The organism is Metabacillus sp. cB07 (assembly GCF_016839225.1).
Classification (GTDB): Bacteria; Bacillota; Bacilli; order Bacillales; family Bacillaceae; genus Bacillus_P; species Bacillus_P indicus.
The window spans coordinates 3,951,381-3,964,985 of the sequence record NZ_CP069296.1 but is presented as its reverse complement, the minus strand read 5'-3'; the positions used below and the strand labels follow the sequence as shown (position 1 = coordinate 3,964,985).

Annotated in this window: 11 protein-coding genes; 10 read left to right on the top strand and 1 reads right to left on the bottom strand. The window is 46.6% G+C overall.

Translation table 11 applies throughout. The features are described 5' to 3' along the window. The first annotated feature begins 189 nt into the window (after positions 1-189). The 6 genes from JOJ89_RS20180 to JOJ89_RS20155 all read left to right on the top strand — a co-directional run bounded on the left by JOJ89_RS20180 (position 190) and on the right by JOJ89_RS20155 (position 8,806). On the top strand, positions 190-1,329 hold the full coding sequence (locus JOJ89_RS20180; RefSeq protein WP_203289181.1) for an acyl-CoA dehydrogenase: 1,140 nt from the start codon (positions 190-192) through the stop codon (positions 1,327-1,329). 28 nt (positions 1,330-1,357) lie between these two features. Further along, a complete protein-coding gene (locus JOJ89_RS20175; RefSeq protein ID WP_029283270.1) occupies positions 1,358-1,996 on the top strand; it encodes a TetR/AcrR family transcriptional regulator in 639 nt (212 codons plus the stop codon). Positions 1,997-2,021: 25 nt separating this feature from the next. Continuing rightward, positions 2,022-5,285 carry a fused isobutyryl-CoA mutase/GTPase IcmF gene (gene icmF / locus JOJ89_RS20170; protein ID WP_203289180.1) on the top strand — a complete coding sequence of 1,088 codons (3,264 nt, stop codon included), beginning with the start codon at positions 2,022-2,024 and terminating at the stop codon, positions 5,283-5,285. 1,044 nt (positions 5,286-6,329) lie between these two features. Then, the gene (locus JOJ89_RS20165) at positions 6,330-7,343 is read left to right on the top strand and encodes an ATP-grasp domain-containing protein (protein WP_203289179.1); all 1,014 of its coding nucleotides are present in this window, start codon (positions 6,330-6,332) and stop codon (positions 7,341-7,343) included. A gap of 205 nt (positions 7,344-7,548) precedes the next feature. Further along, a complete protein-coding gene (locus JOJ89_RS20160) occupies positions 7,549-8,154 on the top strand; it encodes a TerD family protein (protein ID WP_029283276.1) in 606 nt (201 codons plus the stop codon). 73 nt (positions 8,155-8,227) lie between these two features. Continuing rightward, on the top strand, positions 8,228-8,806 hold the full coding sequence (locus tag JOJ89_RS20155) for a TerD family protein (protein ID WP_029283278.1): 579 nt from the start codon (positions 8,228-8,230) through the stop codon (positions 8,804-8,806). On the opposite strand, the gene JOJ89_RS20150 is transcribed toward JOJ89_RS20155, so the two are convergent. Next, the gene (locus JOJ89_RS20150; protein ID WP_161781215.1) at positions 8,803-8,946 is read right to left on the bottom strand and encodes a hypothetical protein; all 144 of its coding nucleotides are present in this window, start codon (positions 8,944-8,946) and stop codon (positions 8,803-8,805) included. The genes JOJ89_RS20155 and JOJ89_RS20150 overlap by 4 nt on opposite strands. A 161-nt stretch (positions 8,947-9,107) precedes the next feature. On the opposite strand from JOJ89_RS20150, the gene JOJ89_RS20145 reads away from it, so the two are divergent. The 4 genes from JOJ89_RS20145 to JOJ89_RS20130 are packed head-to-tail and all read left to right on the top strand — an operon-like array spanning position 9,108 to position 13,572. After that, on the top strand, positions 9,108-10,325 hold the full coding sequence (locus JOJ89_RS20145) for an HpcH/HpaI aldolase/citrate lyase family protein (protein WP_203289178.1): 1,218 nt from the start codon (positions 9,108-9,110) through the stop codon (positions 10,323-10,325). After that, complete coding sequence (locus JOJ89_RS20140) at positions 10,264-11,637, top strand: phosphoribosyltransferase family protein (protein WP_203289177.1); 1,374 nt, start codon at positions 10,264-10,266, stop codon at positions 11,635-11,637. The genes JOJ89_RS20145 and JOJ89_RS20140 overlap by 62 nt, the downstream gene beginning before the upstream one ends. Continuing rightward, positions 11,630-12,748: a cysteine protease StiP family protein gene (locus JOJ89_RS20135; RefSeq protein ID WP_029566582.1), complete on the top strand. Its 1,119-nt coding sequence runs from the start codon at positions 11,630-11,632 to the stop codon at positions 12,746-12,748. The genes JOJ89_RS20140 and JOJ89_RS20135 overlap by 8 nt, the downstream gene beginning before the upstream one ends. 11 nt (positions 12,749-12,759) lie before the next feature. Next, positions 12,760-13,572, top strand: a complete 813-nt coding sequence (locus JOJ89_RS20130; protein WP_203289176.1) for an HAD family hydrolase — start codon at positions 12,760-12,762, stop codon at positions 13,570-13,572. Positions 13,573-13,605 lie beyond the last annotated feature (33 nt).

The window sequence follows — 13,605 nt, the reverse complement described above, 5'->3', positions numbered from 1 at the left end:
GGAGCAAAACGGGCGCTTCCGCTTTTCTAAGGGATGAAGAGGGAATGGGAGACCCCGCAGGCTGGCCGAGGAGGCTCCCATCCCTCCCCGCGGAAAGCAAGTTCCTGGAGCGGAAAGGAACGGTTCCAGAACACAAAATTAACAATGCTGAATTAACAACCAATAAAAAGAACACGGGAGATGAACGCAATGTTTTTCAAACTGTCAGATGAACATGAAATGATCCGCAAAATGGTAAGAGATTTCGCTAAAAATGAAGTTGAACCCACTGCTGCAGAACGCGACGAAGAAGAGCGCTTCGACCGTGAGCTGTTCGACAAAATGGCTGAGCTTGGCCTGACAGGCATTCCATGGCCGGAAGAGTACGGCGGCATCGGCAGCGACTACCTCGCATACGTCATAGCCGTAGAAGAACTTTCAAGAGTGTGCGCTTCCGTCGGAGTAACACTTTCTGCCCACACATCGCTTGCAGGCTGGCCGGTTTACAAATTCGGTACAGAAGAGCAAAAACAAAAATACTTAAAACCAATGGCACAGGGAGAGAAAATCGGTGCTTACGGACTGACAGAGCCGGGTTCCGGATCAGACGCCGGCGGCATGAGAACGACTGCCAAACTGAACGGCGATCATTATGTGCTTAACGGATCGAAAATTTTCATCACAAACGGCGGCATAGCCGATACGTATGTTGTTTTTGCCGTCACAGATCCTTCAAGCAAGCATAAAGGAACGAGCGCATTCATCGTCGAGAAGGACTTTAAAGGCTTCTCCGTCGGCAAAAAAGAAAGCAAGCTCGGCATCCGCTCATCGCCTACAACCGAAATCATGTTTGAAGACTGCATCGTTCCAAAAGAAAACCTTCTCGGTCAAGAGGGCGAAGGCTTTAAAATTGCCATGATGACTCTTGACGGCGGCCGAAACGGCATCGCTGCCCAGGCTGTCGGAATCGCACAGGGAGCCCTTGATGCATCTGTTGCCTATGCAAAAGAGCGCCAGCAGTTCGGCAAGCCGATTGCGCAGCAGCAGGGAATCGGCTTTAAACTTGCTGATATGGCGACAACAATTGAAGCATCACGTCTATTAACCTATCAGGCTGCATGGCTTGAGTCTGAGGGCCTTCCGTACGGAAAAGAATCAGCCATGTCCAAACTGTTTGCCGGAGATACGGCTATGAAAGTCACGACAGAAGCGGTTCAGGTATTCGGCGGCTACGGCTATACGAAGGATTATCCGGTTGAACGCTACATGAGAGATGCGAAGATTACCCAGATCTATGAAGGCACTCAGGAGATTCAGAGACTTGTCATTTCGCGCATGCTGACAAAATAAAGGCCCAAAACAGGGAGGCGGTGGAAACATGTCTAAACGGGAAGTGCATGCCTCTGTCAAAGATGAGAGGCTTGTGGAAAAGCGGCGTGACCAGATGATTAAAGGGGCGGTTCATCTTTTTAAACAAAAGGGATTCCACCGCACAACCACAAGGGAAATTGCCAAAGCGGCAGGCTTCAGCATCGGCACGCTCTACGAATATATCAGGCAGAAGGAAGACGTCCTCTACCTGGTCTGCGATACGATCTATGATCAGGTGCGCGACCGGCTGGAGAAAAACATCGATATGAAGCTTGGAACAATTGAGAGTCTCAAGCTTGCCATCGCAAACTACTTCAGAGTGGTGGATGAGATGCAGGATGAGGTTCTCGTCATGTACCAGGAAGCGAAGTCACTGTCCCGTGACGCGCTTCCTTATGTGCTTCAAAAAGAAATTGAAATGGTCGGGATGTTTGAAAAGGTGATAGCAGGCTGTGCGGATAAAGGGGAAATCTCGCTTACAGCAACGGAAAGACAGCTGCTTGCCCACAACATCTTCGTTCAGGGACAGATGTGGGGCTTCAGAAGATGGGCCCTTCAGAGGAACTATACGCTTGAGGAATACATTGAAGTTCAGACCAAGCTGATTCTGCGGGGGATACAAAAAAGCGGAAATCAGCCGGAATAACGACAATAAAGGGGATGCGGCCAGCATGCATACAAAGGAAACCTATAAACCGAAACATGCCGTTCGTTTTGTAACGGCATCCAGTTTGTTTGACGGACACGATGCATCGATCAACATTATGAGGAGAATTCTCCAGGCGAGCGGCGCAGAAGTCATTCACCTCGGCCATAACCGTTCGGTTGAAGAGATCGTCAATGCAGCGATCCAGGAAGACGCGCAGGGAATCGCCATTTCTTCTTATCAGGGCGGGCACGTGGAGTTTTTCAAATATATGTATGATCTTTTAAAAGAAAGAGGCGCTTCACATATCAGGCTTTATGGCGGAGGAGGCGGGGTCATCCTTCCGCGTGAAATCAAGGAGCTGCATGAATACGGGATTGCCCGCATTTTTTCTCCTGAGGACGGGAGAGAGCTCGGTCTGCAGGGCATGATTGAACTCATGATGAAAGAATGCGATTTCCAGACAGCCGCAAAGCTTGAGGATGAGATGGAGAAGCTTAAGACAGGGGATGCCGGAGCAATCGCAAAACTGATCACGGTTGCTGAATCGCAAATCGGCAGCAGGCAGGAAGCGGCAGCGGCAGCAGAAAAAGTCATTTCAGAGGTCAAGCAGCTTTCATCTGATGCACCTGTCCTTGGGATTACCGGTACCGGCGGAGCAGGAAAAAGTTCACTGACTGATGAATTAATCAGACGTTTTTTAAATGAAGTGCCTGAGATTAAGATTGCCGTCATATCCATTGACCCGACAAAACAGAAAACAGGCGGAGCTCTTCTTGGTGACAGAATCAGGATGAATGCGATTTTCTCACCGCGCGTGTATATGAGAAGTCTTGCGACGAGACAGTCAAGATCCGAGCTGTCGCTTGCCATCCATGATGCCATCGCCGTTGTGAAAGCAGCCGGCTATGATTTGATTATTGTAGAAACGAGCGGAATCGGGCAGGGGGATGCTGCCATCACTGAGATTTGCGACATGTCCATGTATGTCATGACAAGCGAGTTCGGTGCGCCTTCCCAGCTTGAAAAAATCGACATGATTGACTACGCGGACTTGATCGTCATCAATAAATTTGAACGTAAAGGATCACAGGATGCAAAACGCCAGGTGCAAAAGCAGTACCAGCGCAGCCATATGCTGTTTGAAAGTCCGGCTGAGGATCTTCCGGTTTACGGAACGATTGCAAGCCAGTTCAACGATCCCGGCACAAACACCCTGTTTGTAGCCCTGCTTGACCTTATCAACAAAAAGAAAAATAAAAACTGGTCTTCAAGTCTGCCTATTGTCAAAGATGTTGAAAAACAGAATGTCATCATTCCGACAGACCGCCGCTACTATTTAAGAGAAATCAGTGAATCTGTCCGGAATTACCACAAAAGTGCCGAATATCAGGCTGATACTGCCAGAAGACTGTTCCAGCTTCAGGGCGCCATTGAGAGCGTCAAAGAGCAGAACGGGGCACCTGAGGTGATTGACTCACTTGAAGCGATTAAAAAGAAAACGGAAGAGGAACTTTCTCCGGAATCAAGACGGATCCTTGAGGGCTGGGGAGAGCTCAGGGAGAAATATGAAGCGGATCAGTTTGTGACAAAAATCCGCGACAGAGAAATTGTGACATCATTAAAGACGGTTTCCCTGTCAGGACTCGCCATCCCGAAAGTCTCGCTTCCAAAATACAAAGACTACGGGGAAATTCTAAAGTGGGTCTACAAAGAAAACGTACCGGGAGCATTCCCGTATACAGCCGGCGTTTTCCCGTTCAAGCGGGCGGAAGAAGATCCGAAGCGGCAGTTTGCCGGAGAAGGAACGCCGGAACGGACGAACCGCCGTTTTCATTACCTTTCAAAGGATGACCCGGCAAAACGCCTGAGTACTGCGTTCGACTCTGTTACGCTTTACGGAGAAGACCCTGCATACCGTCCTGACATCTACGGGAAAATCGGCGAGAGCGGAGTCAGCATCTGTACGCTTGATGACATGAAAAAGCTGTATGCAGGCTTTGATTTGTGCGCACCGGCCACATCTGTATCAATGACAATCAATGGACCTGCACCCATCATCCTTGCCATGTTCATGAACACGGCCATTGCCCAGCAGGCCGAAAAGCAGCAGACAGAGCTTGGACGCGAGCTGACAGCAGAAGAGATGGTGCAGGTGAAGGAAAGAACGCTTCAAACCGTCCGCGGAACGGTTCAGGCGGATATTCTGAAAGAAGACCAGGGACAGAATACCTGCATCTTCTCAACAGAATTCGCCCTGAAAATGATGGGGGATATCCAGGAGTACTTTATCAATGAAAAAGTGAGAAACTATTACTCTGTCTCCATTTCCGGGTATCATATTGCAGAAGCGGGAGCTAACCCGATTTCACAGCTTGCATTTACACTCGCAAACGGGTTTACGTATGTCGAATACTATTTAAGCAGAGGCATGAAAATCGATGACTTTGCGCCGAACCTCTCATTCTTTTTCAGCAACGGCCTTGATCCGGAATATACCGTCATCGGACGTGTGGCACGCCGCATCTGGTCAACCGTTATGAGAGAAAAATACGGGGCAAACGAACGGAGCCAGAAGCTGAAATACCACGTTCAGACATCCGGACGTTCCCTGCACGCCCAGGAAATCGACTTTAACGATATCCGCACAACGCTGCAGGCTCTAATGGCGCTTCAGGATAACTGCAACTCGCTGCACACAAATGCGTACGATGAAGCTATCACGACACCGACAGAAGAATCGGTCCGCAGAGCCATGGCCATTCAGCTCATCATCACAAAAGAGCACGGACTCGCCAAAAACGAAAATCCGCTGCAGGGCTCCTTCATCATTGAAGAACTGACAGACCTAGTAGAAGAAGCTGTCCTTAAAGAATTCGACAGCATCAACGAGCGCGGCGGAGTGCTTGGAGCAATGGAAACCCAGTACCAGCGCGGAAAGATCCAGGATGAATCCATGTACTATGAAATGCAGAAGCATTCAGGGGAACTCCCGATCATCGGCGTCAACACGTATATCAATCCGAACAAGCCATCTGAAGAATCCGTGGACAACATGGAAGTAGCCCGTGCCTCTAAAGAAGAAAAAGAAACACAGATTCAAAACTTGAAAGCATTCCAGGAACGCAATGCCGCTCAAGCTGATGCAGCCATCGAAAGACTGAAGCAGGCTGCCATCCACAACCAGAACATCTTTGCTGAACTGATGGAGACCGTCAACTATGCAAGTCTCGGCCAGATCACGCAGGCATTATATGAAGTAGGCGGACAGTACCGCAGAAATATGTAAGAAAAGGGAGCTCCCCGGTTTAGAGGGGAGCTTCTTTTTTGTGATAGGAGATTACTGATTTTGGAGAATGGTGCCATCAAGAAGAGAAATTCTTGGGTTGATGGCATTTATCCTGGAGAACGGTACCATCAAAAGGAAGAATGTATTGGTTGATGGCACTTATCGGGGAGAATAGAATCATCAAAAGGGAGAATGTTCTGTTTGATGGTACTTATTTCGAAGAACAGAACCATCAAAAGGGAGAATGTTCTGTTTGAGGGCACTTATCTCGAAGAAGAGAACCTTCAAAAGGAAGAATGTTTTGTTTGATGGCACTTATGTCGAAGAAAAGAACCATCAAAAGGAAGAATGTTCTGTTTGATGGTACTTATCTCGAAGAACAGAACCATCAAAAGGGAGAATGTTTTGTTTGATGGCACTTATGTCGAGGAACATAGCCATCAAAAGGAAAAATGTTCTGTTTGATGGCACTTATGTCGAAGAAAAGAACCATCAAAAGGAAGAATGTTCTGTTTGATGGCACTTATCTCGAAGAAGAGAACCTTCAAAAGGAAGAATGTTTTGTTTGATGGCACTTATCAAAGAAGGATTGTGCCCTTCATGTAGTGTTCCGAGGTGTGAAAGTCACAAAGCAGGAAGGATTGTGCCCTTCATAAAGTGTTTCAAGGCGTGAAAGTCACAAAACAGGAAGGATTGTGCCCTTTGTGAAGTGTTCGAGGTGCGAAGGTCACAAAACAGAAATGATTGTGCCCCTCGTGAAGTGTTCCGAGGCGTGAGGGTCACAAAACAGGAAGGATTGTACCCCTCATGAAGTGTTCCGAGGTGCGAAGGTCACAAAGTAGGAAGGATTGTGCCCTTCGTGAAGTGTTCCAAGCCGCGAGGGTCACAAAGCAGGAAGAACAATGTCACCAAAAGTAAAAATCCTCAGGTTAATACAACTAATCTCAAAGATATTTTTTCCCAATGACTTATCTTCCCGTTTTATGTAAAATGAAAGAAATAGAAAACTTCGGACTGTTCCGAAGAGAGGGGTTTTTCTGAAAAATGAGTACATATAAAATCTGGTTCAACCGCTGGTTTTCGGTTGCCTATCATTACATTGACATGATCCGGAATAATGAAGACGGGATTAAGTTTGAAGTGTACGGCACACACCCGGATGCTGACCATGTCATGCTTGCAAACTGCGATTATTCAGAGGTTGAGCCCAAATTTGATACAGACGGGGAGTACGTTCAGTACTGCCTGGATTTCTGCAGGAAACATGGCATTCAGCTGTTCGTTCCAAGATATAAAATGCTGCCGATTGCAAAAGCGCTGGACAAGTTTGAAGAGCTCGGTGTAAAGGTATTAGTTAATAGAGACGCCGAACTGCTTGAGGCGATAGACAATAAAGATGATTTTTACGAGATTTGCAGAGAAAAGGGCTTGTTTGATATCCCTTCCTTTTATACAGCAAAAACACCTGAAGAATTCAAGGATACATATAAAAAATTGAAGAACGAAGGACTTGGCGTCTGCTATAAGCCTGTGGTCGGAGAGGGAGGATACGGGTTCAGAATCATTGATGACAATGTTGATCCCCTTAAAGAAGTGATGGCGCCGAGCTACCGAATTCCGTTTCAGAGAGTTTATGACGGTCTGAAGGCAGCCGGAGAGTTCCCGGAGCTTATGGTCATGGAGTTTCTCGAAGGAGAAGAATACAGCATTGACTGCCTGGCTTTTAACGGCGAACTCATCGCAGCGGTGCCGCGCAGGAAAGGCGGGGGAAGAATCCGGATTCTTGAAAACAACAAAGAATTAATCGAGCTTGCAGAGGCTTTCACTGAGGAATTTAAGCTGGACTACATTTTTAATATCCAGGTCAAATATAATCAGGGGCTTCCGAAGCTGCTTGAAATTAATCCGCGGATGTCGGGCGGCCTGTATTTCAGCTGCCTCTCCGGAGTGAATTTCCCGTATCTGGCTGTAAAACTGCTGCTCGGCGAAAAAGTAGAAAAGCAGGAGACAAAGCTTGATATTAAAGCAACCTTCCTGGAAAAGGAAATTATTTTATAGTAGCTTCTATGAAACTTTTCCTCTTTTAAAACGTATGAAATAGTGCGGGAGATGAAAAGGTTTTTAGTTGAAATTTGCTCAGATATTGGTAGTATAAGACTTGTGGTCACGTTATCGTGACAATAGACCGAATAATACATAAAGAAGTATGGCTCAGGTCTCTGTTTGCAAGTTTCCCCATTACCCAGAAAGGGAGAGTGAAGAAATGGCAATTACACTGCAAAAGGGTCAGAAAATCGATCTGACAAAAGGAAATGCCGGTCTTAAAAATATCATGGTCGGATTAGGATGGGATCCTGTCCAGCAAAAAAGCGGCGGGCTTTTTGGCGGACTCTTCGGAGGCGGAGGAAGCAACGTTGACTGCGATGCTTCAGTATTGATGCTTGATGAAAACGACCGTCTGCTTGATAAAAAGAGCGTCATTTATTTTGGCAACCTGACAAGCAAATGCGGTTCAGTTAAACATACCGGAGACAACCTGACAGGAGACGGCGATGGAGACGATGAGCAAGTGCTGATCGATCTGAGCAAGGTTCCTGCAAATGTTCACAAACTTGTGTTTGTTGTAAACATCTATCAGGCTGTCCAAAGAAAACAGCATTTCGGCATGATTCAAAATGCCTTTATCCGTGTAGTGGATTCTGCAAGCCGCACAGAGCTTGTACACTATAACTTAAGCGACAATTACTCAGATATGACATCCCTTATCCCGGGAGAAATCTACCGTCATGGCGGCGAGTGGAAATTCGCAGCAGTCGGTTCTGGAACAAAAGACGCTTCTATTACAGAAATTGCAAACCGTCACGCATAATTTCTTTCCGGAATCCTGACACGGGATTCTGAAAGACATAAAAAATAACAGGATAAAAGGAGTCGAATTCAAAATGGCAATCAGCTTATCTAAAGGTCAGAAAATCGATTTAACAAAAACAAACCCTGGTTTAACAAAAGTATTGGTCGGTCTTGGCTGGGATACTAACAAGTACGACGGCGGAAATGACTTTGACCTTGACACATCTGTTTTCTTATTGGATGAAAACGGCAAAGCAGCAAGCGAAGCAGACTTCATTTTCTACAACAACCTTGTTGGCGGAAACGGATCAGTTGAGCATACTGGCGACAACCGTACGGGCGAAGGCTCTGGTGACGATGAAGTCATCAAAGTTAACCTTTCACAAGTTCCTGCTTCTATCAGCAAAATTGCGTTCACAATCACAATTCATGATGCAGAAGCACGCAGCCAGAACTTTGGACAAGTTTCCAATGCTTACGTGCGCATCCTGAACGAAGACAGCAACTCAGAGCTTATCCGCTATGACTTGGGAGAAGACTTCTCTATTGAGACTGCAGTCGTTGTAGGCGAACTTTACCGTCACGGCGCAGAGTGGAAATTCAATGCAATCGGAAGCGGCTACCAGGGCGGTCTTGGTTCACTTGTAAAAGACTACGGCTTGGACGTTTAATTGCAGAAGTGTAAATAAACATGAAGGGGTGCGTTGTTTTTATAAAACAACGCGCCTTTTTCAAAGCTTTGAAAGAACAGCAAGGCGGCGAATCGCCCGGCCATCCGGGCGATTCCGCTTTTAATAGTGTCCAGCTCCACCTTCCAGCTCCTCCGCCAGAACAAAATCCCCCAAAAAGTCTAAAAGCGGACTTTTCGGGTGATTTCTTTTCTGTCTGTCGGAGCTAAACGGAAGGTTCCGCTTTTAATAAGGCATTTACCACTTAGTACATCACGCACGGTCCCTGAATGGAGGAACAATCTTGAAACATTTTCAGTATTTAAGCAAGGAAAAACGCAGCGAGATTTTTTTATATGAGCCGATTCACTTTTCTAAGGAGACCGAACGGGAAATGCTTGCCTATGCTCTGGGCGCTACTCTTTATATGCCCGGCAGCCGGACAGCCATTGCAGGAGATGTACTATCTGGTAAATTTCTTAATGGAAAGCACGAAGGACTGACATCGATGGTCATTTGTCTGGAAGATTCCATCGGTGATACAGAAGTTGAGACAGCAGAAGCAAATACCGTCAGCCAAATCGGGACCATTTCAGACAGTGTGCTGAAAGGGCAGTTTGATCAGAGAAATCTTCCGCTTATTTTTATCAGAATTAGAAGCCGGGAACAAATGAAGCGGGTGTCTCAGAAGCTAAAGCATCACATTCAGCTGATCAGCGGATTTGTTTTTCCGAAATTCACATCTGAAAACGGAAGAGGGTATTACACGGCGCTGCAGGAAATCGCATCCGATTCTTCTGTGACACTTTACGGAATGCCGATTCTTGAAACAAAAGAAATTATTTATAAAGAAACACGGATGAACGAACTGCTTGGCATTAAAGCGATTCTTGATGATTTTTATGAGTATGTGCTGAATGTAAGGCTTGGAGGCACAGACTTGTCCGGTCTGTTTGGAATCAGGCGAAGCAGGGATACGACCATCTACGATATTTCAGTGATCAGGGACTGCATTACAGACATTATCAATGTTTTCGGCCGCTGTGAAAAAGAGTACGTTATCTCTGGTCCGGTATGGGAGTATTTTGGGGGCGGACAGCGGATTTTGAAGCCGCAGATCAGACAAACCCCTTTCCAGCAGGCATATGGCCATGAAGGACTTGAATTCAGAGCGAATCTCATCGACCGTTATGACGACGGACTTATTCATGAAATCGTTCTGGATAATACGAACGGGCTTGTAGGAAAAACAATCATACATCCGCTTCATATTAAAATCGTCAATGCGCTGAACGCGGTCACAAGAGAGGAATATTTGGACGCATCCTCCATCCTCGATCAGGCGCAGTCTTACAACGGTGTGATCCGAAGCGAATTTTCAAACAAAATGAACGAAATTAAACCCCATTACAATTGGGCGCGGAAAATCATCTTGAAATCTAAACTATACGGGGTGTTCCATGAGCAGCAATCATTTATCGACCTTATCAGCGAAACCGCAAACGAACAGCTATACATTTGACCTTCTGGGTCAGCTTTCAGTAGACATCGAATTGACCGGAAATCCTTATCTTCTTCCGCTGGACAGGCTCTTTCAGATGGCAGCGCGCATTAACAAAAAGCGCTCTTTCCTGTTTGTCAGCACCGTTCTCGGCAAGCATATTCCCGTTGATCCTTCGCTTGCTCTTCTTACTGGTCAGGCGCTTGCAGCCAGATACATGGAAGTCGTTGAGGCACAATCGCACCCGGAGCGGGATCAGATTCTTGCAGGTTTGATGGGCGGACAGGTAAAGAAAAGCGAATACCGTCATTCATTAGCTGAACCGGCTTTATTTATCGGGTTTGCCGAAACAGCGACAGCTCTTGGCCATGCGGTGTTTGAGAACTTCAAAAATGCGGCTTTTTTCCATACGACAAGAGAACAGGTGTCTGGATTGGAATCTATTATTAACTTTGAAGAGGAGCATTCTCACGCCACTTCACACCGGTGCTATGTAGATGAAAAGCTTTTTGATAACACGAGGCCGATCGTTCTTGTTGATGATGAAGTCACAACGGGGAAAACGGCGCTGAATATCATTGAATCGATTCAGGAAAAATTCCCGCGTGGCGAATATACGGTCGTATCCATCCTCGACTGGCGTTCAGAGGAAGATCAGAAGAGATTCAGAGATACAGAGAAGCGGCTTGGCATTACCATTCATGAGGTTTCTCTTGTAACGGGACTGATTACAGCAAACGGGGATCCGGTTGCAGAAAGCAAATCCCGAAGCGAATCTCTGTCTTCACGTGATGCAGAAGTGACGCAGATCGTCATTTCTCCGGAAGAAGGCGACCTTACATCATGTGCGTCCGAGCAGCTGTCTTCACCCTATGTGACGCATACGGGAAGGTTCGGTCTGACGGATGCAGAGCAATTGGAGGCAGATATTTATTGCCTGAAGGCGGCAGCGAGGCTGAGAGACGCCAGAAAAGGAAAAAGAACCCTTTGTCTCGGTACAGGGGAGTTTATGTACATTCCGATGAAAACAGCCTCTTACATGGGGGACGGCATCTTCTATCAGTCTACGACAAGAAGCCCGATTCACCCTGTGAGCAGGGAAGATTATGCCGTGAAAAGCGCGTTCCCGTTTTCAAATCCTGAAGACGGGGAAACAGCGAACTTTTTCTACAATGTCACAGAGGGCCAGTATGATGAAGTTTTTGTCTTCTTCGAACGTTCTGTTCCTGAAGAGAGATTGCAGCCGATGCTTGATCAGCTGAAATCTGTTATTCCGGTCATTCATTTTGTTTATTTCAGTACAAACCAAAAAGGAAGTGCATCTGATGAGTAAGGTGGAGCAGCAATTGCCGAAGCCGGCAGCAATGGGAAGTTATTCAGAAAAGGACGTTGTTTTCCTGCTGAAGGACTTGAGTCAAATTAGTCTTGAAAAATCGACACTCGAACGGGAACAGGCTGTTCAGAGCGGAACACATTATTCTGAGATGCTTCCAATTGAATACAAGCCGACCGATGAATATTTGCAGCTTTTTCATCATTCATTGGACATGTATAAACAAAAGCTTGCAGCTGCTGTCGGAACGGTGTCAGAGCAGATTTTAAAAATGAAGGGCAAGAGCATCGTGCTCGTTTCGCTTGCACGTGCAGGCACTCCGGTAGGAATTCTGATGAAGCGGTACTTGCAGGAGGTGCATCAGATCGATGTCCCTCATTACAGTGTTTCCATCGTAAGAGGACGCGGCATTGATGCCAACGCCATGAATTATATCGCCCGGAACCACCCGGATGAAAGCGTGCAGTTTGTGGATGGCTGGACAGGAAAAGGAGCCATTACAAGAGAGCTTAGAGAAGCGATGGAGGAATTCAACAGCAAACACGGCCTTGCCATTGACGACTCGCTTGCAGTACTTGCAGATCCCGGTTATTGCACGGACATTTACGGGACAAGAGAGGATTTCCTGATTCCAAGCGCCTGCCTGAACTCAACTGTATCAGGCCTGGTCAGCAGAACGGTCCTGAATGATAACTTCATCGGTCCGGATGATTTCCATGGTGCAAAGTATTACGAGGAACTGCTGCCGGAAGACGTATCCAATCATTTTATTGACGTAGTAGTCTCCGAGTTTCCTAATGTGAAAGAGGAGATTTCAAAGCAGGTTTCGATGCTTGATAAAGAGGACCGGACGCCGACATGGAAAGGGATTCAGGATATTAAGCAAATTCAGGACGAGTTTGGCATTGAAAACATCCACCATGTGAAGCCGGGAGTGGGAGAGACGACGCGTGTACTGCTCAGAAGAGTGCCATGGAAAATCCTTGTGAAGGATTTAGGCAACAAAGACCTCGAGCATATCTTCCTGCTGGCAAAAGAACGGAACGTCCCTGTCATTGAATATAAGAATATGTCTTACTCATGCTGCGGGATTATTAAGCCCTTAAACTAGGAGGTACTGCTGTGATTTTTGCAAGTGATCTGGATCAGACGCTCATTTATTCGAGAAGATCGTTCCGTGAGCCGGTTGGCGAAGAGGATATTCAATTGATTGAAACTCTCGACGGCCAGGAAATTTCGTTCATGACGAAAAAAGCGATTTCCATGCTGAAGGAAATAGCCGGACAGATGACGTTTGTTCCTGTAACAACCAGAACCCCGTCCCAATACGGGCGGATCTCCATCTTTCAGCAGGAAATCCTTCCGCGCTACGCTGTAACGAGCAACGGCGGACATGTTTTCAAAGAGGGGAAGCTTGACGAAGAGTGGAAACAGCATCTTGAAGCACGCATGAAAGATGAGTGCACAAGTTTGGAGGATGTTTCCCTTAAATTTCAGGAGATAGCTTCAGATGACTGGGTGCTGAAACAGAAAAATGCCGAGAATCTCTTTTTATACAACATTATTGAACGCGAAAATATACCTGAGGCACGCCTTCAGGAGTTTATTCTCTGGGCGGACCGTAACGGATGGAAGCATTCACTACAGGGAAGAAAGCTGTATTTTGTGCCGAAACCGATCAATAAATGGGATGCAGTTGCCTATGTGAAAGAAGCTGCCGGTGCAAAAACCGTGATGACAGCCGGCGACTCCCTGCTTGACCTTTGCATGCTTGAAGAAGCCGATCTTGCCTTTTCACCCCTGCACGGCGAACTTGGCGAGTCAGGCGCAAGACTGTCAGGGGCCATTCAGAGAACGTCGAAAAATGGAATCTTCGCTTCAGAGGAAATTCTGGAAAATGTCCTGGCGAAAATCAACCCTGTCCACAGTAAATAGAAATATTTACCTGTATAAAGTGGTACAATAGAA